Raw genomic sequence first — 21440 nt, forward strand, 5'->3', positions numbered from 1 at the left:
GCTTGCCCGTGACGACTCCCCGCACGCCGGATCCCCGCCTGTTCAACGCGGACCTCGCTCCCACCGCGGAGCGCAAATGGGGCGCGTACTCCATCTTCGCGCTGTGGATGTCCGACACCCATGCGATCAGCAACTACGCTTTCGCGGCGAGCCTGTTCGTACTGGGTCTGCCGCCCTGGCAGGTCTTCGTCTCCCTGCTGGCGGGCATCTGCATCATCCAGTGGTTCATGAACAGAATGGGGCACGCGGGGCACCGTACGGGCGTCCCCTTCCCCGTGCTCGCCCGCGCGAGCTGGGGCGTCTACGGCGCCAACATCCCGGCGCTGCTGCGGGCGGTGATGGCCGTCGCCTGGTACGGCATCCAGACCTGGCTCGCCTCGAAGGCGCTGGTGCTGCTCGCCATCCAGATATCGCCCGGCCTGGAGAGCCTCGACACGGGCGGCTTCCTCGGGCAGACGAGGCTGGGCTGGATCTCGTTCCTCGTCATGTGGGGTGCGCAGGCCGTACTTCTCACCCGCGGCATGGAGTTCATCCGCAAGGTCCAGGACATCGCCACCGGCCCGGTCGTGTGGATCGTGATGCTCGTACTCGCCGCCTGGCTGCTGGTGAAGGCGGGCGGCGACATCTCGCTGACGGAGTCGGTGACTGGGCTGAGCGCGGGGGAGCAGTTCCACGAGAGCGCCGTGGCCGTCTCGCTGACCGTCACCACGTTCCTGACGCTGGTCCTCAACTACGCCGACTTCGCCCGCTTCACGCCGGACCACCGTGCGTACAGGAGCGGCAACATGTGGGGGCTGCCGGTCAACTTCACCGCCTTCGCCGTGGCGTCGGTGCTGATGACGGCGGGCACCATCTCGGTCTTCGGGGAGGCGGTCTCCGACCCGGTCGAGGTCATCCACCGCATCGACAACCCGTGGGTGACGGTGATCGGCGCCATCTCGTTCATGATCGCAACGATCGGCATCAACGTCGTCGCCAACTTCGTGTCTCCCGCCTACGACTTCGCCAACCTCCTCCCGAAGTACCTGGACTTCAAGCGCGGCGGCATGGTCACAGCGCTGCTGGCGATCGTCGTCCTGCCGTGGGAGCTGTACTCGACCCCTGTGATCATCCAGTACTTCCTGGGCGGACTGGGCGCGTTCCTCGGGCCGATGGTGGCCGTCCTGCTCGTCGACTACTACCTGATCCGGCGTGGAAAGATCGACGTGGAGGCCCTGTTCACGGCCGAGAAGAGCGGCGCCTACCACTTCCGGCGCGGCTTCAACCCCGAGGCGCTCATCGCCTTCGTGCCCTCGGCGATCGTCTCCGCGGTGCTGGCGCTCGTCCCGCGGTTCTCGGACGTGGCGCCGTTCGCGTGGATCTTCGGTCTGCTGCTCGCCGGCGTCATCTACTACGTACGCTCCGCGGGCAGGCGCGAGGAGGGGCCGCTGGCCGAGGCGATCCTCCCAGCGGGGCACGCGGACGTGCGCGAGGCCGGGAAGAGCGGGCCGCCCGAACACCCGGTGCCCGTACGGGAGGGCTGAGGCGCGCGGCCGCGGCGTTGCGGGCCGACGGCGTCAGACGACGCCGTCGGCCCGCAACGCCGCCACCTGCTCCGGCGAGTGGCCGAGTTCGCCGAGGAGCGCGTCCGTGTGCTCGCCCGGAGCCGGAACCGGGTCCATGCGGGCGGCGGTACCGGCCAGGTCGGCCGGCGGCAGCAGCGCCTGCACGAACGCACCGCCGGGAACGGCCACTTCACGCCAGCGGTCGCGCCCGCTGAGCACCGGATGTGAGAGGAACTCGGCGACGGAGTTGACGCCCGCGCAGGCCACGCCGATCCGGTCGAGTACCGCGACGATCTCCTCGGAATCCGAGCAGGCGAAGCGCTCCGCAACGACGGCGTTGAGTTCCTCCCGGTGCGCGACGCGGGCCGAGGAGGTGGCGAAGCGCCGGTCGCCGGCCAGGTCCGGGTCCTGGAGGAACTCCGTGCACAGAGCCGTCCATTCGCGCTCGTTCTGGATGGAGAAGAGCACGTCCTTGCCGTCGGCCGCGGTGTATGCGCCGTACGGGGCGATGGTCGGGTGCTGGGTGCCCAGACGCGGCGGCTGCGTGCCCGTGTGCGCGGTGTAGTAGGCGGGCTGGCCCATCCACTCGGCGAGCGCCTCGAACAGGGAGACCTCGACGGGGCGGGCCACGCCGGTGGTCGCGCGGGTGAACAGGGCCGTCAGGACGCCGCTGTAGGCGTACATGCCCGCTGCGATGTCCGCGACCGACACCCCGGTCCGCGCGGATTCGCCGCCCGTGCCGGTGAGCGAGACGAGACCTGTCTGGCACTGCACGAGCAGGTCGTAGGCCTTGCGGTCCGCCCATGGACCGCTCGTGCCGTAGCCGGAGACGGTGCAGGGGATCAGGCGCGGATGTGCGGCCGTGAGTTCGGCGGGGGACAGACCGAGCCTGCCCGCGGCGCCGGGCGCCAGGTTGCTGACGAACACATCGGCGCGGGCGAGGAGTTCGCCGAGTACGGCACGCCCCCGCTCGTCCTTGACGTCGAGGCTCAGGGATTCCTTGGAGCGGTTGAGCCACACGAAATAGCTGGAGTTGCCGTGCACGGTCGTGTCGTAGCGGCGGGCGAAGTCGCCGCCGCCGGGGCGTTCGATCTTGATGACGCGGGCGCCGAGGTCGGCGAGCTGGCGGGTGGCGAAGGGCGCGGCGACGGCCTGTTCGAGGCTGACGACTGTGATGCCGTCCAGCGGCCGTACATCGGTCATGGGCTCCGCTCCGTTCGGTCCGTTGCGTTGCGTGTCTTTGCGTCTCCGCCGCCGTGCTCCGCCCCGGCTCCGTACGCCGCTGTTCGCCGCCGTACGCCCAGATTTGTACGGCCAATTCGCGAGCCGTGTCAATGCCGCTGTGAACTGCGAAGACTCGTGCCCTTATTGACTGCTGGGCGGCCTCCTCCACAGAATTCACCTGCTTTGTACGTACCGGAACCGCCGGTGTCCTGAGGGCGGGAGCGCGAGAGCGAGAGCGAGGGACGACCGTGTCCGAGCCCACCGCCGCCGGCGGCACAGACGCACTCCGCGACATCGCCCGTACGTGGCGGCCCGGCCCGGTGCACAGCACCGACGCCCTCGACCCCGGGCCCTGCGCCGCGCTGTCCGCCGTGCTCGGACTGCCCGCTCCGGCGGCGGCCGCCGGGCAGCCGCTTCCCCCGCTGTGGCACTGGCTGCACTTCCTGCGCTGGCCGAGGCAGGGCGAACTCGGCGCCGACGGACATCCACGCGACGGTCACTTCCTCCCGCCGCTGCCGCAGCGGCGGCGGATGTTCGCGGGCGGACGCCTCGATGTGCGGGCGCCGCTGACGCTCGGCGCTCCCGCCGAACTGACCAGCTCGCTCAGCGGAGCCGAGGTCAAGGAGGGCAGGAGCGGCGGGCTGCTGTTCGTGACCGTACGGGGGGAGTACCGGCAGGGCGGCGCGCTGTGCGTGACGGAAGAGGTGGACCTGGTCTACCGCAGCGGCGGCGGAGCGCCCGTACCGGCGGAGCTCGTCCCGGACACCGTGACCGCGCCCGAGACGGACGCCGCCTGGCGGTCGCCGTGGCGGACCGATCCCACGCTGCTCTTCCGCTTCAGCGCACTCACCGCCAACGCGCACCGCATCCACTACGACGCGCCCTACACCACCGGCACTGAGGGGTACCCGGGGCTGGTCGTGCACGGGCCGCTGCTGGTGCTGTCGATGCTGGAGCTGGTACGGCGCGAGGCTCCCGGGCGGAGCGTGCGCGCGCTGTCGTACCGGCTGCGCAAGCCCGTCTTCTGCGGTGAGCGGCTGCTGACCTGCGGGGAGGGCGGGGCGGCGGGCGGCCGGGGCGGCCGTGACAGAGGTCCCGGCGGCGGTACCGGCGTGCGGCTGCGGGTGGCCAGTTGCCGCGACGACGCGCACGCCACCGCGGAGGTGACGCTCGCGTGACGGACTCCGGCACGGCTGCCCCGACGCGCGCCACGGGTGCCGCGGATGTGACGGGCGCGACGGGAGCGACGGGCGCCGGCACGACGGGTTCCGGCGCGACGGGCCGCGCCCGCAGTGCGTACCGCGCTCTCGCCGACGACCTCCGGGCCGGCCTCCTCTCCCGCCGCTACCCCGACGGGGCGCGGCTGCCCACGGAGGCCGAGCTGGCCCGTACGTACCAGGTCAGCAGGCAGACCGTGCGGCGGGCCTTCCAGGACCTGGTGGCGGAGGGGCTGGTGCACCGGGTGCCCGGGCGCGGCACGTTCGCGGCGCCGCGCGGCAGTCGCTATCTGCGCCAGTTCGGTTCGGTGGACGACTTGATGAGCCTGTCCGTCGACACGACGATGCGGCTGTCGGCCCCGCTGCGCCGGCAGGTGGACCTGGACGCCGCGGGCAGGCTCGGGCTGGAGAGCGACGTGGTGCACACCGCCGCCTTTCTGCGGCTCCACGACGACGTGCCGTTCTGCCACACCGCCGTCTGGCTGCCGCCCGGAGTCGGGGAGACGCTGCGCTCCGTGCCGGAGCTCACCGAGGGCGGAGCCGTGAGCACCGTCACCGTCATCGGTCTGCTGGACGAGCGGCTGCAGGCGCCCATCACCGACGCCGAACAGAGCATCACGGTGGCGGCCGCACCCGGGCGGGTGGCGGCGGAGCTGCGCTGCGAGCCGGGCCATCCGGTGCTGCGCATCGACCGGCTGTACGCGACGGCCACCGGGGAGCGCGTCGAGCTGGCGGTGAGTCACTTCCTGCCGGAGCAGTACTCCTACCGGGTGCGGCTGCGGCGCGGTCCGCTCTGAGCAGGAGGAATCCGGTCAGAGGGCGGGCCAGGAGGCCGGGTCAGGGGCGGGCCAGGAAGCCGGTGCAGAGGCCCGGTTCAGGGAGTCGGCACCCCCGCCGGGCGGGCGGGGCGTGTGAACCGTACGGGCACACCCGGCGAATACAGCACGCTCACGGGCTCGCCGGCCGGAGCGGGCAGCCCCGCCGCCGTCACCAAGTCCTCGTCGCACTCGGTCAGTTCGGCCCGGTGCAGCGGCCAGCGCGGATGGTCGTTGGGCAGATACACCGCCCGGTTGAAGAACGTGTTGTGCATGCCCCAGCGGGCGGTCAGAAAGTGTTCGAGCTCAGTGGGCTCCTCGACGGGCTCACCGGTCCGTATGGCCATCCGGCAGCGTGCGCCCCGTGGCCCCGGCCACCGCCGGCTGCTGGTGTAGGTGATCGAGGTGCCGTCCTTGCGCACCGACATGCGCGACCACCTGTAGGGCATGCGGAACGCGGTGAGCGCCACCGTGACGGGAATCAGGCGTGACGCGTCGAGCGACCGGAAGACCACGCCCCGCCGCCCGTGTCCGTCCACCGAGTACAGCCGTACGTTCGTCTCGGGAAAGCTGCCGAGATACGGGATGCCCGGCAGTCGGAACCAGCCCACGCGGTGCATGCGGAACGCGACGAGGCCGACGTACGTGGTGCCGTGCAGCACGTCCGGCACGGTGCCCCGCGGCAGCAGCGGCGCCACATCAGCCGGGTCGGCCCTCCAGTGCACGAAAGCCAGATCGAGCCAGGACTGAGTGAGCAGCGGCGGCGACGTGGAAACCGGCGGGTCGGGAGTGACGGGCTGCGGTTCGCGCTTCGTCTGCGGCACAGGACCAGCATCGCAGACGCCCGGGACGCGGTGCCGGGCGAGCCGGGCGCAGGGCGCAGGGGGCGAAGCGGAAGCAGAGCGAGGGATGCGGCCGGGGAGCGCGACCCGGCCACATCCCTCGCGTCAGGGCTGCCGCGTCAGGACAGCAGCCGCTTCCAGTCGGACTGGGTGAGCTTCCCCGAGGCGAGCCGGGTACGGCGCCGGTTCTTGCGCAGCAGCGTACTGACGGCGTCGTCCACGTCGTCGCCGCCCGCCGCGCGCGACGACGGGGTGATCAGCGGCCAGATGTCCGAGCCGAGGTAGCCGGTCTCGTCGTCCTTGCAGTGGTACGCGGCCGAGCAGGTGTGGCGCTTGACGCCGTGCCGGTCGGCCAGTTCGGCCACGGCGCGCTTGGTGGACGTACCGAAGACGCCGTCCACCGGAACCCTGTAGCCCTTGCCGCGCAGCAGATGCTGGGCGGCGCGCACGTGTGCGCCGGCGGCACCCGGCTTGAGCAGCGGCCAGGTCAGCACGTCGTCCCCGGAGGGGGCGGAGACGCCGAGGGCGTTGCCGACCGCGTCGCGCAGCTCCTGCAGGCGTCCGTAGAGGACGTCGCCGGGGCACTCGGTCGAGTTGAAGTCCCGGTGGCCCTGGATGTTCTGCAGCTGCGTGCCGTACTGGGACGCGATCCACGCCACGAGCTGGACGAGCGACTCCCACAGCGCCGGGGGGACGTCCACGTCGGTGTAGAGGCCCTCGTTCTCAATCCCGATGACCTCGCTGTTGTGGCCGCCGACGTTGGCGCCCTGCACGTGCTGGGTGCCGCCGCGGACGACGGACAGGCTCTGGTGGCGGCCCTCAAGGCGGAATCCGCCGCGGGAGTTGGTGAACTGCTGGCCGCTGTCGGACCAGCCGTTGCCGTCCATGTGGTGGTTCTGGATGTCCCGGCAGATCTTCTTCGCGTGCTCCAGCGAGTAGTCCTCGCTGTTGCCCGGTTCGGCGGTGTGGTGGACGACGATGAAGGTCGGTACGTGGTCCTCGATGACGATCTCACCGGAGGCGGGCCGTGCGCCCCACTCCTCGGTGGTGTAGATACGCGGTTCTGCGGCCTTGGCGCGGGACTTCCGGAGCGGGCGGGCCGCCCTCGCGGCCGGGGCGGCGGCGTGCGCGGTGCCGGCGGCGCCCAGGCCGATCGCACCGGCGGCCGTGGCAGCCACACCACCGCGGAGCAGGGCACGACGGTCGAAGCCTGGATGTGCAGCCATCTCGGTCTCCTTCGGGAGTGGGAAGGAACGGTGACTCCCGCGCTCGGAGTTCGGTCACCGATGCGTGGGGGACCCGTGCGGGGAGATTGCAGAACTGCCGCTCCCCGCACGGGCTGAAATCGGATTCCGCGCCCCGCCAGTAAAGGCAGTACGCCATGAACGCGACAACCCCATCGGGGCAACGCGTTCTGACTTTCTCGGAGTTCTGAAAGAAACGCGGACCACGAAATCACCTGTAGCAGAGCGAACCGGGCTCCGCCTCCTGTGGTCGGCCCACTGAAAGCGCAGGTTGGCGCACCGTCAGCTGACGGAGCGGCAGATCGCCCCGTGTGCCGGGCGCCTCCCGTACGGGATCGCTGGCGGGCTCACGGGGTTGCCGGCAACCACCGTCCGATGGCCGCGGCCGGACGGGCTGTCAGCCGAAGGGGATGCGGCCGCCTGCGCCATGCGGGTGCCGGCGGCGGCGTCCGTGCTCGCGCCGCTCCGGGTCACATCGGGTGGCTACGGCGGTCCTGGCCGGTGCTGCGCTCCCGGGCACCGGCGGGCACCCGCGTCCATTCGGCCCGCGGCATGCGGCCCCGCGGACGGAAACTCCGCTGAGGGGACCGGTGCCGGGGCGGGTGTCGCACGGCTGGTGCGGCACGGCCGGTGCCGCGGGCTCGGCGCACCCGCGGCCCGAGCCGCCCGTTCAGGCCCCGGCTTTCCCCGCGAACGCGTCGAGGCCGGTCAGTCCGGCCGAGAGCGTCCAGAGTCGCGCCGCCTCCTCCGGGTCCGTCGCGTACTCACGTACGCCCGGGCCCGAGTTCTGCCCGTCGGGCACGTGCCCGGCGATGTCGCAGTCCTCGCAGTAGACGCCGCCCAGGCCCTCCAGCTGCGGGGACGTCGCCGCCCACACCTGCGTCGCCGCGCCCTGCTCAGGGGTCTTGAAGGTCGGCTGCAGCGGATTGCCGTCCTCGTCGATCCATCCGAAGGCGACCATCTCCTCGGTGGGCAGGTGGCGTTGGAGCGGGGTGAGGATGCCTCCGGGGTGCAGCGAGAAGGAACGTACGCCCGACTCGCGCCCGAACGCGTCGAGTTGGACGGCGAAGAGGGCGTTCGCGGTCTTCGCCTGACCGTAGGCGGCCCACTTGTCGTAGCCCTGCTCGAAGTGGATGTCGTCCCAGCGGATCGCGGAGCGGCGGTGGCCCGCCGAGGACACGGAGACCACACGCGCGCCGCCGTCCCGCGCGAGCGCCGGCCAGAGCCCGTTGACCAGCGCGTGGTGGCCGAGGTGGTTGGTCGCGAACTGCGCCTCCCAGCCCGGTCCGACGCGCGTCTCGGGGCAGGCCATCACCGCGGCACTGTTGATCATGATGTCGATGCTGCGGTCCGTGGCGAGGAAGCGGTCGGTGAACGCCCGGACGCTGTCGAGGTCACCGAGGTCGAGTGCGTCCACCTCGGTGCCGGGGATCTCTGAGAGCGCCTCCCTCGCCGCGTCGGCCCGGCGGGCGGGAACGACGACGTGGGCGCCCGCCGCGGCGAGGGCGCGCGTCGTCTCCAGGCCAAGGCCCGAGTAGCCGCCTGTGACGAGCGCGAGCTTCCCGGACAGGTCGATGCCCTGCAGGACCTCGGTCGCGGTGGTGCGGGCTCCGAAGCCCGATTCGATGCCGCGCTGAGGCGTGGGTCCGGTGGGTGGTGTGGCTGCGGATGTGGTCATGGAGCGCACGGTACGAATTGGAGTGCGCTCCAGGGCAAGCCGGCGTGCGGGCACATCTCCCGCACCCGGCCTGCCTTTTCGGTTCGGGCCCTGACGGGGTGCCGCCGGCCGGACGCCGGACGGCACTGTCCGCCGCAGGCTCAGGCCGTGAGGAAGTCGGCAGCCCCTGCCTTGGCCCCCTCGATGAACGCGGTGATCTCCTCAGGGGTGTAGAGCAGCACGGGGCCCTCGGGGTCGGTGGACTGGCGCAGCGCCACCCGGCCGTCGGGGAGCTTCTTCGCCTCGACGCAGGCGCCGCCGTTCTGCCCGCTCCAGGGCTTGTGCCAGCCTTCGGCGCCCAGTTCGCGTGCGGACATCCCGTTACGGAGGCGGCCGGTGTCGGGGCCGGTTACAGCATCAGGGTTCATCTTCCGAACTCCTTGCGCAGGTGGATCGGTACGTGCGCGGTCGAAAGCACGTACGCAGTGGTGCGGCCGGCAACGAGACACATGTGAGCGCTTCCAGACGAACGTCCGCACACGGCGGCCGGGCCCGGCAGACCGGGCGGGGCAGCTGTGTGAGCGTCAACACAAGCGTTTTCCTTGCGACTTGCTTTGAAATTATCAGAACGATGCTTGCGGCTTGAAGCCCACAACGACATAGTGTCAACGTGATGCTGAACACCGGATGCCCGGTGTTCGGTCCGCCAACCTGCCGGGGAAGGGCCGGGCTTGGGGGGTGCGGAGTCGCGCTGGGGGGAGTGCGATTTCGCCCAAGCGCGACCGGCCCAGCGAAGGGCCCCGCTCCCGGACGGCTTCGCTGCGGCCTGCGAAGCCGTCCGGGAGCGGGCGGCCCGTCGGCGCCGTCCGCACGCGGGGCCCCCATCGGCCGTCCGGCACACGCCCGGCCACACACCGCACCGCACCGCACCGCGTGCGGCTGCAGTTGCTCAGCCAGCGGCGATTCCCGCGGTTTCCCCAGCGGTCTTCCCAGCTCCTCGCGTCGCGCCCGTTCCCGGACGGCCGGTCGAGACCCTCGGCCTCGTCCTGGTGGCAGAACGACCGCCCGTGCGCCGCGGCACCCTGATATACCGGCTCGAGAAGATCAGCCGGCTCTCCGGTGCTGATGTATGGACGGCGAACTGGCGTCGGCGTTGCCGGCGCACGTGACGGATCCGCCGGCCGCGCCGGTGACCCCGGGGGCGGGTGCGTGCCCGGATGCGGAGTCCGGGAAGCGGGTACCGTTCACCCGGGCGGCACCACGGTGCGGCCATGAGCGGTGCGGGAGAGTCCCGTCCGCGCAGAGGACTCGTCGACGGGCCGCCGCAGCCGGCGCACCGACCAGCGAATGAGGGCTTCGAAGATGCGGATCCTGATCATCGGTGGCGGCATCGCCGGAACCGCCGCGGCGCTCGCCCTGGACAAGGCCGGCGTCCAGGTCGCCGTGCACGAGGCCCATCCGGACAGCGGCGCGGACATCGGCGCCTTTCTGACCCTCGCGAGCAACGGCATGCTCGCTCTGGCGCAGTTCGGCGCCGCCGAGGCCGTCGCCCGCGCCGGTTTCGAACTGACCGCGATGCGTCTGACCGGCGACACAGGTTCCGTCGTCTCCACCGTCCCGCTCGGCGAGACGGACGACCCGCTGCGGCGCTTCCGCTGTCTGCGCCGGGCCGAACTCTGCGCGGTGCTGCGGGAGGAGGCGGTACGCCGCGGGATCGCCGTCAGACATGGCGAACGGTTCGTGACGGCGACCGAGGACGAGGACGGCGTCACGGCGGGGTTCGCCGACGGCAGCACCGCGCGCGGCGATCTGCTGCTCGGCGCGGACGGAATCCACTCCGTCGTACGGCCGTTGACCGACCCCGAGGCCTCACGGCCGCGCTACGCGGGACAGCGTGTCTTCTACGGCTACACCACCGAGGCCGCGCCGCCGAACGAACCGGGACGCATCGAGATGCTGCGGGGCAGCACCGCCGCCATGGGCTATGCGGTCTCTCCGGACGGGGAGACCTTCTGGTTCGCCCGCGTGTCGGCGGAGGAACTGAGCGACGCCGAGATCGCGGAGACCACACCGGTCCAGTGGCGTGACCGGCTCCTGCCGCTGCTGCGGCCCGACGCGACGCCCGCTGCCGACATCGTCGCGGCGACCGACGGCAGGCTGATGGTGACGAACGCCCGCGATCTGTCGACTGTCACGCGGTGGCGCACGGACCGCATGCTCCTCATCGGCGACGCCGCGCACGCGGCCTCTCCGGCGACCGGTCAGGGCGCGTCGATGGCGCTGGAGGACGCGGTGGTGCTCGCCAAGTCGCTGCGCGACGCCCCCGATACGCGCTCGGCGCTGGAGCGGTACGAGAGGCTCCGCAGGCCGCGCGTCGAACGCAACATCGTCGACAGCGCCCGGTTGACACCCCGTCGCGCACCGAGCCGTCTGCAGCGGAGGCTGGACGACTACCGGGCGAAGTGGAGGAGCCGCACCGGCGCGCCCGGGTCCGCGCCCGCGTCCGCCTCCGACTCGGCCTCCGCCGACTCCTCCGACGGTGAACTGGCGCGGCAGCTGGACTGGGACACGCCGCTGACCGCCGACTCGCCCGCCGTACAGGGGAGTTGAGCAGGACGGGAAGCGGGCCGGGGCGTGCACCGCAACCTCAACAGGGGCGTGAACCGGGCGGGTTGCGCGTCAGCCGCGTGCCGCGGCCGGTGTCTGTGCCGGCGGTGCGGCGGTACGCCGGGTGAGATGCAGCCTGAGGCCGCGCGGCATCAGGGTGAGCCGCTCTGAGACCTCCAGCCGGTAGTCGGGGTCCGCCCGGAAGTCGTAGCGCCGGAGCAGCAGCCCGAGGACGAGGGTCGCCTCGTGCAGCGCGAACTGCCGCCCGATGCAGGCACGTGCACCCGTACCGAACGGCTTGAAGACGTGCGGCGGCCGGGCACGCACCGCCTTCGGCTCGAAGCGGTCCGGGTCGAAGGCCTCCGCGTCCTCGCCCCAGGCGGCCGGGTCCCGGTGCAGCAGCATGATCAGTACGAGTGCCCAGGCGCCCTCGCGCATCGGATGGACGCCGCCGAGGGTCGTCTCCTGCAGGGCCTCCCGGGAGAAGGCGGGCGCGGTCGGCCACAGCCGGAGCGACTCGTCCAGCACGCGCCGTACGTACCGCAGCCGTGCGACCTGCTCGTACGCGGGCTCCTCCGTGTCGCCCCAGACCTGCTCCACCTCCGCCTGCGCCCGCTCCAGTACGGCGGGGTGGCGGGAGAGGTAGTGGAGGGCGAACGAGAGTGCCCCGGAGGTCGTTTCGTGCCCGGCGACGAGGAAGGTGACGACTTGGCGGCGGATGTTCTGCGGCGAGAGACGCTCGCCCGTCTCCGGATGGGCGGTCTCCAGCATGCGGTCCAGGAGATCGCCGCGGGCGCCGGTGGCGTCGGCGCCGCGCCGGGCCTCGACGACCTGGTCGACGGTGCTGTTGAGGTATGCCCGGTCCGCCTCGTCCCGCTTCGCGGCGCCGCGCTGCAGGAGCGGGCCCAGCAGCGGAGGGGCGGCGTTGCGGCGCTGCGCGTACGAGAGCGCTCCGACCATGGCCGTCACGAAGGGGTGCAGCTGCGAGCGTTCGAAGGAGCCGAAGTCGTGCCCGAACCCCGTGCGCGCGATGGTCTCCAGGGTCAGCTTCGTCATGTCGCCCGGAACGTCGACGGCGTCCCCGGCGCGGCTGCGCTCGTCCCAGGAGGAGGTGAGCTGCCGGGCCACGTCGAGCATCAGCGGGTGGTAGCCCTCCATGGCCGCACGGCTGAAGCCCGGCGCCAGTATGTCGTGCGCGAGCTGCCAGTTGGGCTCGTGGTTGTAGGCGGTGAAGAGGCCGTCGCCGGCGAGCGGACGCAGGTTGGCGACACCGAGGCCGACGTGCTTGGCGAAGCGTGACTCGTCGGCGAGTTCGGCCGCGAGGTCCGCGCCCCACACGAAGACGATCTCCTTGTTGAACGCCTTGCGCCGGAAGACCGGCCCGAGTCGGCGCCCGACGCGCATCGAGTCCTGCACCGGCGACCGCACACTCGCACCGAGCACATCCCCCAGAACCGGTACGCGGCGTGGTGGATGCGGAATGCGGTGCAGTTCGGGCCAGCCCAGCCGGGCGCTGCGGAACCCCTTGCCCGCGCTGTTGTGCCCCGCCGGGCGAGCCGTCGTGCCCGCCTCCCGTGCCTGGGTCATCCGCCTCAACTCCCCGTGCCGCAAGCCCCCGCAGGGCTTGTTATACATCGGTTCAATAAGACCCCCAGTGTGGGCAGGCGCCGTACGGGCGTCAAGTAAAGTGACGCTCCATGGGCGAGAAGCAGGGGGAGCGCACGCGCCGCCGGCTGAGCACCGAAGAGCGCCGCGAGGAGCTTCTGGCCGTGGGTGCGCGGCTGTTCGCGAGCAGGCCCCACGAGGACGTCTCGATCGAGCATGTCGCCGAGATCGCGGGCGTCTCGCGCGGGCTGCTCTACCACTACTTCCCGACCAAGAACGACTTCTTCGCCGCCGTCGTCGAGCGGGAGAGCAACCGGATGCTGCGCCTCACGGCAGCCGATCCGGGTGTGCCCGTACGGGAGCAGCTGACCAGCGGCCTGGACTGCTTCCTCGAATACGTCGAGAACCACGCGCAGGGTTTCCGCGCCTTCCACCGCGCCGAGGCGGCCGGTGATCCGGTGGTGCGGAGGGTCTACCGGGACGGCCTCGCCGCACAGGAACGGCAGATCCTGGACGTGCTCGCCGCAGATCCGGAATCAGCGAGCATCGCCGCCGACCTGCCCACGCTGCGCATCGCGGTGCGCGGCTGGCTCTCGTTCATGGTGACGGTCTGCCTGGAGTGGCTGGAGGAGGAGCCCCGCATGCCGCGCGACCACGTGCGGGACCTGTGCGCGCGGGCGCTGCTGGGTGCGATCACCCCGCCGTAGCGCCGCCGCGCCCGCAGCGGCGGACCCCGCACCACGAGAGCGGGCCGCCGAACGACGAGAGACGGAGTCAAGCCCGTGCCCGAGCCCGTGCCCGAAGCGAAGGCCCTCGCCCTCGTGCGCCCGCCCGTCCCGCGACTCGCGGAGGGTCTGGTCACCCACGTGGAGCGGGTCCCGGTCGACCGGGCACTCGCCGAGCGCCAATGGGAGGGCTACGTACGGGCGTTGCGGGACAACGGCTGGCGGACGGCCGAGGTACCGGCCGAAGAGACCTGCCCGGACAGCGTGTTCGTGGAGGACGCCGTGGTCGTCCTGCGCGGGACGGCGCTGATCTGCCGCCCCGGGGCCCCTTCGAGGCGGCCCGAGACCACCGCCGTCGAGGAGGCGGTCCGCGCTCTGGGCTTCGCCGTCCGCCGCGTGGAACCCCCGGGGACGCTCGACGGCGGGGACGTGCTCAAGAGCGGGGAGACGGTGTACGTGGGCCTCGGCGGACGTACGAACGAGGAGGGCGTGCGCCAACTGCGCGCCGCCTTCGAGCCGTTGGGCGCACGCGTGGTCCCCGTGCCCGTCACAAGGGTGCTCCATCTGAAATCCGCAGTCACCGCGCTGCCGGACGGCACGGTCATCGGCCACCCGCCGCTCGTGGACGACCCGTCGTACTTCCCCCGCTTCCGGGCGGTGCCGGAGGAGGCCGGCGCCCACGTCGTGCTCCTCGGCGGGAACCGCCTCCTGATGGCTTCCGGCGCGCCCCGCAGCGCGGAGCTGCTCGCCGGGCTGGGTTACGAGCCCGTCCCGGTGGACATCGGCGAGTTCGAGAAGCTGGAAGGCTGCGTGACCTGCCTGTCCGTACGGCTGCGTGACCTGCCGGCGCCCCCGTAGCCGCTCCGGGAACCGGGCGGCGGCGCACCGAGCGCACGTGAGATGCCGGAGGCGGCGACCTGGACCAGCGGCACGAGTGTGTGGGCCTGGACGGTCTCCACGTGGGCGACGACCGAGACGGCCGCGACGACCTCGTTGCCCGGACCGAGTACGGGAGCGGCCACGGACACGCTGTCCATCGTCACCTGCCGCTCGCACACCGCGACGCCGGTCTGCCGCACCTCCGCGAGCGCCTGGCGCAGCCGTACGGGATCGCACTCGGTCCGCTCGGTGTAGCGGCGCTGCCGCTGCGCCAGCGCGCGCTCCTGCACGTCCGCGGGCGCGTGGGCGAGCAGTACGCGTCCGACGCTGGTCGGCGTGAGCGCGAAACGGCCGCCGACGCGTGTGAGCACGGGCACCGAGGCGCATCCCGCGAGTCGTTCCACGTACACCACGGACAGCTCCTCGCGCACCGCCAGCTGCACGTTCTCGCCGGTGACGCGGGCCAGGTCCGACAGGTGGGGGAGGGCGACCTCGCGCAGGCCCAGTCCGCGCGGCGCGAGCGCGGCGATCTCCCACAGGCGCAGGCCGATGCGGTAACCGCGCTCCGGGTCGCGTTCGAGTGCGCCCCAGCCGGCCAGCTCGCTCACCAGACGGTGCGCCGTGGTGAGCGGCAGTCCGCTGCGGCGGGAGATCTCCGTGAGCGTGAGCACCGGAGCGGAGGGCGTGAAGGCCTCCAGCACGCGCAGCGCTCTGCCCGTCACCGAACCGGTGCCGGTGCTGCTGCCGGCGCCGGCACGGGTGCCGCTGTGCGCTGCCGCCCGGTTCCCCTCGCGCATGGTGGCTCTCCTTCGGACGAATCGGACGGGGCCGTCCCGCGGCGAAAGCTAGACAGGCGGGCGCCATCCGTCAACGCACGTGACGCGCGGTGCCTGCCCCCGTTTCTGCCCACGGGGGCTTGCCGCCCGGGAGCCCGCCGCGCACGCTGCCGTCATGGCCACCCCGCCGGAGCGTACGCCCGCCCACCTCGCTAATCTCGACCTCAATCTCCTGGTCACGCTGCGCGAGCTGTTCCGGGAGCGCAACGTCACCCGGGCGGCGAAGAGGCTCGGGGTTTCCCAGCCCGCCGTCAGCGCCTCGCTCTCGCGGCTGCGCCGGCACTTCGGGGACGAGCTGCTGCTGCGTACCGGCGGCGTGTACGTCCTGACCCCGCTCGCGACGCAGCTGACCGAGCAGGTGGAGACGGTCTGCGCCGCCACCGAACGCCTCTTCGCCACGGGCAGCGCCTTCGAACCGGCAGGCTCCCGGCGCGAGTTCACGCTGCTGATGTCCGACTATCCGGCGACCGTGCTCGGCGACAGCCTCTCGCGGCTGCTGGCCCAAGAGGCGCCCCGGGCCGCGCTGCACATGCGGCTCGTGCGGGAGACGATCGGCGGCGACATCGTCGAGACCATCAGGCTCGTCGACGGGATGGTCTCCCCCCGGCTGGGCCACTTCCGTACGCCCGTCAGCTCGCGGCCGCTCTTCAGGGACCGCTGGATGTGCCTCCTCTCGGCGGACCATCCGCTGTGCGAGGCGGAGTCCTTCGGGCTGGCGGACCTGACGCCGCTGCCCTGGGTTGTGCCCTACCACCGCGACGCCGGCTACCCCTCCGCCTCGCCCGCGACACGGCAGCTGACGGCTCTCGGCATCCGCCCTCGGATCGCCGTACGGGTGGAGAGCTACCGGGCCGTGCCCGACTTCATCGCCGGTACGCGCCGCGTGGCGCTGTACCCCGCGCGTCTCGCGGCCCGGCTGCCGGCCGAGCGGGGTGTGCGGGCCCTGGAGTGGCCCGTCCCGCTCGACGAGATCGACGAACTCCTGTGGTGGGACACGGTCTATGACAAGGATCCGGCGAACGTCTGGCTGCGCGGTCTGGTGGCGCGGGCCGCGGCCGAGGCGGCGCCGTGAACGGAGCCGGTACGAGGCGCTCGCAGCCCGTACCCGCTGCCTGCGCCCGTGTCCGTACCCGCTGGAGGCGGTGCCCGCTGAGCGCGTGCGGCCGGGCCCGGCCGTTCCCGCCCGCTGCTGACCTGGGGTTTCGGACGGCACCATAAATACCGTTGATGGGAGCCAGCCGAAGACGCTATTGAACCGGACGTTCCTTTTCCGGATGTGGGCTTCCTAATCTGCCCGCGACGCCTGCTCCGCCGCGCACCCGCCCGTCGCACGGCGCCGCCGCAGCTCACCCAGGGAGGCCGCATGCCCCACGCGCTGTCCGAACTCACCCTGCACACCGTCACCAAGGCGGCGGGCCCCGCGGCCCACACGCTGGACGCGGACGTGTGCGTCGTTGGGGCCGGCGTCTCCGGGGTGTCCGCTGCGATCGAATCGGCCCGGCTGGGACGCGACGTCGTACTGGTCGACAGCCTGCCCGTGCTCGGCGGTCAGATGGTCAACTCCCTCATCGGCCTCTTCTGCGGAGTGTTCGGCAACGCACCCGGCTACCGGCAGCTCACCCACGGCATGTTCGACGACATCTTCGACAGCCTCGGCGCGAGCGACGACCTGCACTTCAACCGCGGACACACCATCACCGTCAGTTATGACGAAGTGGCCCTCGGACGGTGGGTCGAGCGGATGATCCGCGCACTGGGTATCCGCGTGGTCCTGGGCGCCTCCATCACCGGCGTCGAACGCGACGGCCGCCGCATCGGGACCGTCACCTTCGCGACGCGCTTCGGCGACGTCCGCGTCACGGCACCCGGCTTCGTCGACGCGACCGGCGACGCGGCCCTCGCCTGGGAGGCGGGCCTGCCCTGCCGGGTCCCCGAGCGCACGATCTACGGCTCGCAGCAGATCGTGCTGGAACACCTGGACGAGACGCACCAGCCGGGACGTGAGGAACTCGCAGAGCACGTCGCCCGCAAGGCCGGCGAGTACGGGCTGCTGCGCCGCGACGGCCTCGCCTTTTTCTTCCCCGGCCGGAACACGGCCGTGATGAACATGACCCACGTCGAAGCGCCGCTCGACCCCGTACGCGCCGCGCGTGCCCAGCTCGAAGGGCGCGAACAGGCCGACCTCGTCGTCGAGTTCCTGCGCGCCGAATACCCCAAGGCGTTCGGGCGGGCGCGGGTGCGCTCCTACGGGCTGCCGGGCCGCCGGCAGACCCGCTGGATCAAGGGGGTTCACGCACTCAGCCTCGGCGAGGTGCGCGCCGGCACCCGTTTCCCCGACTCCGTCGCCCGTACGGCGTGGCCCATCGAACTGCACGACCGCGCCGAGGGCTACGTGTGGGAGATGTTCGACGCCGACCATCTGCACTACGTGCCGCTGCGCTCGATGCTCTCCCCGGACGCCGACAACCTCGTCGCCGCGGGCCGCTGCGCCGACGGCGACGCCGCCGCCCTCTCCAGCGTCCGCGTCATGGGCCCGTGCGCCGCGATGGGCGCCGGGGCCGCCCACGCCCTCGACCTCGCGGGAGGTGACGGCAGCGTGCACGACATCGACGTCCCCGCACTCCGCGAACGGCTCGGCGCCAACCTAGACGGCTGACCGGCGACGGCTGACCGACGACCTGACCGACGACGACCGAGGACCGACGACGACCGACGACGGAGGACCGAGGAGCAGGAGCAGGCCATGACGGAACTGCGCAGCAACTACCGGCCCGGCACATCCCCCTGGGCTGTACGCCGAGCACAGTGGCGTGCCCTTGGACTCACCGACGAGGACATGGCCAAGCCGAAGATCGCGATCGTCAACTCCTCGTCCTCGCTGGCCACTTGCTACAGCCACCTGGACGCGGTCGCACGGGCTGCGAAGGAGGCCGTCGACGAGGCGGGCGGCCTGGGCTTCGAGATACGCACCGTCGCACCCAGCGACTTCATCCACAGCGCCGGAGGACGCGGCGGCTACATCCTCTCCGCCCGCGACCTGATCAGCCACGACATCGAGGCGGCGGTCGAGGGCGCACAGCTCGACGGGATGGTGTGCCTGGCCTCGTGCGACAAGACCGCGCCGGGCCAGCTGATGGCCGCCGCCCGCATCAACCTCCCCACGGTCATGGCCGGTTGCGGCTACCAGGCATGCGGCACCTACCGCGGCAGGCACTGCGACATCGAGGACGTCTTCCTCGGCGCCGGCCACCACGCGCAGGGACGGCTCTCGCTCGAGGAGCTGACCGCCATGAGCGAGAACGCCGTCGCCGGCCCCGGGGTGTGCGCGGGCATGGGCACCGCCAACTCCATGCACATGGCCTGTGAGGCCCTCGGCATGGCGCTGCCCGGATCGACGCCCGTACTCGCCGAGAGCGCGAAGATGCGGGACGACGTGCGCGCCGCCGCACGCCGGGCCGTCGCGCTCGTGCACGAGGACCTGCGCCCGCGCGACGTGCTCACACCGCACGCCTTCGAGAACGCGGTGACACTGATGCTCTCCGTCAGCGCCTCGATCAACTCGGTCAAGCATCTGCAGGCGATCGCCGAGGAGGCCGAGTCCGGCGTCGACGTGTACGGCCTGTACGAGCAACTCGCCGACACAGTGCCGCTGCTGGCCGCCGTACGCCCCAACGGGCCCCATTCCATAGAGGAGTTCGACGCGGCAGGCGGCGCGGCATGCGTGATGCGCGGCCTCGGCGGACTGCTGCACACGGGAGCGGGGACGGTGACCGGGCGCACCGTCGGCGAGAACCTGGCCGAGGCGCCTCACCCCGACGGCCGGGTGATCCGCTCCGCCGCCAGGCCGCACGGGCGGCGGCCCACCATCGTCCTCGTCCGCGGCAGCCTCGCCCCCGCGACCGGCATCGTCAAACTCGCCGTCGACGAGCAGCGCGAGACGTCCTTCACCGGCCCGGCGAGGGTGTACGAGGACCCGCACGCGGCCCTCGACGGGCTGCGCGAGGGCGCCGTCACCGCCGGAGACGTGCTGGTGCTCCGCGGCCTCGGCCCCAAGGGCACGCCCGGCATGGGCATGGCGTCCCGCCCCGTCTTCGCCCTCGACGGCGCGGGGCTGACGGGGCAGGTGGCGGTGGTCACCGACGGGCAACTGTCCGGTCTGGTCAACAAGGGGGTCGTCGTCGGCGAGGTGTCGCCGGAGGCCGCCGACGGAGGGCCGCTGGCACTCGTACGCGACGGAGACACCATCACGGTCGATCTCACCGCGCGCCGCGCCGACCTGCTCGTCCCGGACGGCGAACTCGCCCGTCGCCGGGAGGAGTTGGAGTCCCGGGTGCAGGAGCCCTTCGGAGCTGGCACCGCGGCACGGGGCTGGCTCTCGGTCTACCGGCGCACCGTACGCCCCCTCCAGGAGGGAGCGGTCCTGTCACCCCGCGCACGAGGAGCCCGCCGCTGATGCTGCTCACCGACTCCGACAAGGCCATGCTGGACGGCGCCGAGGGCCCCGCCACCGCGGCGGCGATGGATCTGCTCGTCCGCTACGGCCGTGCGCTCGACGCCGAGCGGCTCTGCGACGTCCGCAACGTCGCCGGGACGATGACCCAGCCCTCGCCCGTCAAGGCCCGGCTCGTGCGCGAGGGCGGCTGGGACAAGGCGTACGCCGTGATCAACCTGGACTCCGACGAGGATCTGGAGATCCCGGCGATGCGCGTCCCCACGTGCCAGCTGCAGCAGTCCTTCGGCCCGGACTCCGAGGGCATCGCTCCGTACCCGAAGGAAATGATCGAGCTGCAGAGCGACGCCGAATCCTTCTACGGCCGCAAGGGCGTCAACATCCTCGCGACGTGCACGCCTTACCAGGTCGGCAACATCCCCGTACGCGGCGAGCACGTCGCGTGGATGGAGTCCTCCGCGGTGGTGTACGCCAACTCCGTGCTCGGCGCCCGTACGAACTGCGAGGGCACCGCCTCCACCGGCGCGGCGTCGCTGACCGGCCGCATCCCCTGCTGGGGCAACCACCACGAGGCCAACCGGCGCGGCACCCATCTCATCGAGGCACGCACACCCGTCGGCGGACCGCTGGAGTGGGGCATGCTCGGCTACTTCGCGGGCGGCCTCGTCCAGGACGAACGCCCGGTCGTCACCGGCGAGTTGAGGCAGCCCGACCTGCTCGACCTGAAGCACTTCGGCGCCGCGGCGGCATCGTCCGGGGGAGTGGAGATCTACCACCTGCCCGGCATCACGCCCGAAGCGCCCACCGCACAGGCCGCGTTCGGGACCGGGAACGCCCCGCCCGAGGCGGTGCCGTACGGCGAGCGCGAACGCCGCGGCGTCTACGAGGACCTCAACTCCCAGGGTGAGCGCACCGATGTCGACTTCGTGCTGCTCGGCTGCCCGCACGCCTCCCTCGACCAGGTACGCGAGACCGCGCACCTTCTCGAAGGCCGCCGCCTGCACTCCGGGACGCAGCTGTGGCTGATGGTGCCCAGAGCACTGCGCACCACCGCCGACCGCAACGGATGGACAGAGACGATCGAACGGGCCGGAGCCCGCGTCCTCACCGACTCCTGCCCCGCCATGTCCCGTTCCGCACCGCCCGGCACCAGGGTCTTCGCCACCGACTCGGCGAAGCAGGCGCACTATCTGCCCGCGATCCTCGGTATCGAGGCCTGGTTCGGCACGCTCCAGGACTGCATCTCGGCGGCGGTCACCGGCCGCTGGAAGGGAGAGCTGCGATGAGCCGGCGCCAGGCGGCCGAAGCGCCGGCCCCCTCGCCGTCGCTCCACGGAGCGGGTCAACACCGTCACGCTGCACTGGAGTTGCACGGCAGGACCGTCGTGCCCGGCACGGCCGAGGGCGAGGCACTCGTCTCGCAGGCGACGATCTCCGGCTGGGGCGGCATCGACCCCGCACGCGGCGTGATCATCGAACGCCGGCATCCCCTGTACGAGCAGTCCTTCGCGGGCAAGGTTCTCGTCTTCCCCGGCGCCAAGGGCTCCTCCGGCTGGGCCGGGTTCTTCCAGTCGACGCGCCTGCTCGGCACCGCGCCGCTCGCGATGATCTACGTCACCACCACGACGAAGGCCGCTCTCGGGGCGGTCGTCACCCGGGTCCCCACCGTCACCGGGCTGGACCAGGACCCGCTCACCGTGATCCGGACCGGTGACCGCGTCCGCGTCGACGCCGACAACGGCCTGATCTCCGTCTTCCCCGCGCACCCGGCGCACCCTCAATGACGAGGAGCTTCC

Annotated in this window: 18 protein-coding genes; 11 read left to right on the forward strand and 7 right to left on the reverse strand. The window is 72.1% G+C overall.

Translation table 11 applies throughout. The features are described from left to right. The first annotated feature begins 8 nt into the window (after nucleotides 1–8). On the forward strand, nucleotides 9–1523 hold the full coding sequence (locus ACSMXX_RS27580; protein WP_473181372.1) for an NCS1 family nucleobase:cation symporter-1: 1515 nt from the start codon (nucleotides 9–11) through the stop codon (nucleotides 1521–1523). Between the two features lie 33 nt (nucleotides 1524–1556). On the opposite strand, the gene ACSMXX_RS27585 is transcribed toward ACSMXX_RS27580, so the two are convergent. Continuing rightward, a complete protein-coding gene (locus ACSMXX_RS27585; RefSeq protein ID WP_473181373.1) occupies nucleotides 1557–2747 on the reverse strand; it encodes a CaiB/BaiF CoA transferase family protein in 1191 nt (396 codons plus the stop codon). A 269-nt stretch (nucleotides 2748–3016) separates the two neighbouring features. Here ACSMXX_RS27585 and ACSMXX_RS27590 point away from each other — a divergent pair, with 269 nt between their 5' ends. Both ACSMXX_RS27590 and ACSMXX_RS27595 read left to right on the forward strand, forming a co-directional pair. Further along, nucleotides 3017–3946, forward strand: coding sequence for an HTD2 family dehydratase (locus ACSMXX_RS27590; protein ID WP_473181374.1), 930 nt, complete (start codon nucleotides 3017–3019; stop codon nucleotides 3944–3946). After that, nucleotides 3943–4782: a GntR family transcriptional regulator gene (locus ACSMXX_RS27595; RefSeq protein WP_473181375.1), complete on the forward strand. Its 840-nt coding sequence runs from the start codon at nucleotides 3943–3945 to the stop codon at nucleotides 4780–4782. The genes ACSMXX_RS27590 and ACSMXX_RS27595 overlap by 4 nt, the downstream gene beginning before the upstream one ends. A gap of 77 nt (nucleotides 4783–4859) precedes the next feature. Here the strand turns inward: ACSMXX_RS27595 and ACSMXX_RS27600 are convergent, their stop codons facing one another. The 4 genes from ACSMXX_RS27600 to ACSMXX_RS27615 form a co-directional block, all read right to left on the reverse strand. After that, complete coding sequence (locus ACSMXX_RS27600; RefSeq protein WP_473181376.1) at nucleotides 4860–5624, reverse strand: YqjF family protein; 765 nt, start codon at nucleotides 5622–5624, stop codon at nucleotides 4860–4862. Between the two features lie 137 nt (nucleotides 5625–5761). Then, nucleotides 5762–6868 (reverse strand): peptidoglycan recognition protein family protein, encoded by a 1107-nt coding sequence (locus ACSMXX_RS27605; protein ID WP_473181377.1) that lies wholly within the window; start codon nucleotides 6866–6868, stop codon nucleotides 5762–5764. Nucleotides 6869–7556: 688 nt separating this feature from the next. Then, a complete protein-coding gene (locus tag ACSMXX_RS27610; RefSeq protein WP_473181378.1) occupies nucleotides 7557–8564 on the reverse strand; it encodes an SDR family NAD(P)-dependent oxidoreductase in 1008 nt (335 codons plus the stop codon). Nucleotides 8565–8704: 140 nt separating this feature from the next. Then, nucleotides 8705–8971 carry a DUF397 domain-containing protein gene (locus ACSMXX_RS27615; RefSeq protein WP_473181379.1) on the reverse strand — a complete coding sequence of 89 codons (267 nt, stop codon included), beginning with the start codon at nucleotides 8969–8971 and terminating at the stop codon, nucleotides 8705–8707. Nucleotides 8972–9905: 934 nt separating this feature from the next. Here ACSMXX_RS27615 and ACSMXX_RS27620 point away from each other — a divergent pair. Then, a complete protein-coding gene (locus ACSMXX_RS27620) occupies nucleotides 9906–11153 on the forward strand; it encodes an FAD-dependent monooxygenase (RefSeq protein ID WP_473181380.1) in 1248 nt (415 codons plus the stop codon). A 69-nt stretch (nucleotides 11154–11222) separates the two neighbouring features. Here the strand turns inward: ACSMXX_RS27620 and ACSMXX_RS27625 are convergent, their stop codons facing one another. Continuing rightward, nucleotides 11223–12737: a cytochrome P450 gene (locus tag ACSMXX_RS27625; protein WP_473181381.1), complete on the reverse strand. Its 1515-nt coding sequence runs from the start codon at nucleotides 12735–12737 to the stop codon at nucleotides 11223–11225. A 110-nt stretch (nucleotides 12738–12847) separates the two neighbouring features. Here ACSMXX_RS27625 and ACSMXX_RS27630 point away from each other — a divergent pair, with 110 nt between their 5' ends. Both ACSMXX_RS27630 and ddaH read left to right on the forward strand, forming a co-directional pair. Next, nucleotides 12848–13462, forward strand: a complete 615-nt coding sequence (locus ACSMXX_RS27630; RefSeq protein ID WP_473181382.1) for a TetR/AcrR family transcriptional regulator — start codon at nucleotides 12848–12850, stop codon at nucleotides 13460–13462. 75 nt (nucleotides 13463–13537) lie between these two features. Beyond that, nucleotides 13538–14338 carry a dimethylargininase gene (ddaH, locus tag ACSMXX_RS27635; RefSeq protein ID WP_473181383.1) on the forward strand — a complete coding sequence of 267 codons (801 nt, stop codon included), beginning with the start codon at nucleotides 13538–13540 and terminating at the stop codon, nucleotides 14336–14338. On the opposite strand, the gene ACSMXX_RS27640 is transcribed toward ddaH, so the two are convergent. After that, complete coding sequence (locus tag ACSMXX_RS27640; protein ID WP_473181384.1) at nucleotides 14239–15156, reverse strand: IclR family transcriptional regulator; 918 nt, start codon at nucleotides 15154–15156, stop codon at nucleotides 14239–14241. The genes ddaH and ACSMXX_RS27640 overlap by 100 nt on opposite strands. Nucleotides 15157–15310: 154 nt before the next feature. Between ACSMXX_RS27640 and ACSMXX_RS27645 the strand changes: the two genes are divergently transcribed. The 5 genes from ACSMXX_RS27645 to ACSMXX_RS27665 all read left to right on the forward strand — a co-directional run bounded on the left by ACSMXX_RS27645 (nucleotide 15311) and on the right by ACSMXX_RS27665 (nucleotide 21428). Continuing rightward, nucleotides 15311–16267 carry a LysR family transcriptional regulator gene (locus ACSMXX_RS27645; protein WP_473181385.1) on the forward strand — a complete coding sequence of 319 codons (957 nt, stop codon included), beginning with the start codon at nucleotides 15311–15313 and terminating at the stop codon, nucleotides 16265–16267. Between the two features lie 291 nt (nucleotides 16268–16558). Then, nucleotides 16559–17851, forward strand: coding sequence for an FAD-dependent oxidoreductase (locus tag ACSMXX_RS27650; protein WP_473181386.1), 1293 nt, complete (start codon nucleotides 16559–16561; stop codon nucleotides 17849–17851). 87 nt (nucleotides 17852–17938) lie between these two features. Continuing rightward, the gene (gene ilvD / locus ACSMXX_RS27655) at nucleotides 17939–19648 is read left to right on the forward strand and encodes a dihydroxy-acid dehydratase (RefSeq protein WP_473181387.1); all 1710 of its coding nucleotides are present in this window, start codon (nucleotides 17939–17941) and stop codon (nucleotides 19646–19648) included. After that, a complete protein-coding gene (locus tag ACSMXX_RS27660; RefSeq protein WP_473181388.1) occupies nucleotides 19648–20931 on the forward strand; it encodes an aconitase X in 1284 nt (427 codons plus the stop codon). Before ilvD ends, ACSMXX_RS27660 begins: the two co-directional genes overlap by 1 nt. After that, nucleotides 20928–21428, forward strand: a complete 501-nt coding sequence (locus ACSMXX_RS27665; protein WP_473181389.1) for an aconitase X swivel domain-containing protein — start codon at nucleotides 20928–20930, stop codon at nucleotides 21426–21428. Before ACSMXX_RS27660 ends, ACSMXX_RS27665 begins: the two co-directional genes overlap by 4 nt. Nucleotides 21429–21440: the final 12 nt, after the last annotated feature.

The sequence above is a fragment of the Streptomyces sp. DSM 116795 genome (assembly GCF_055792905.1).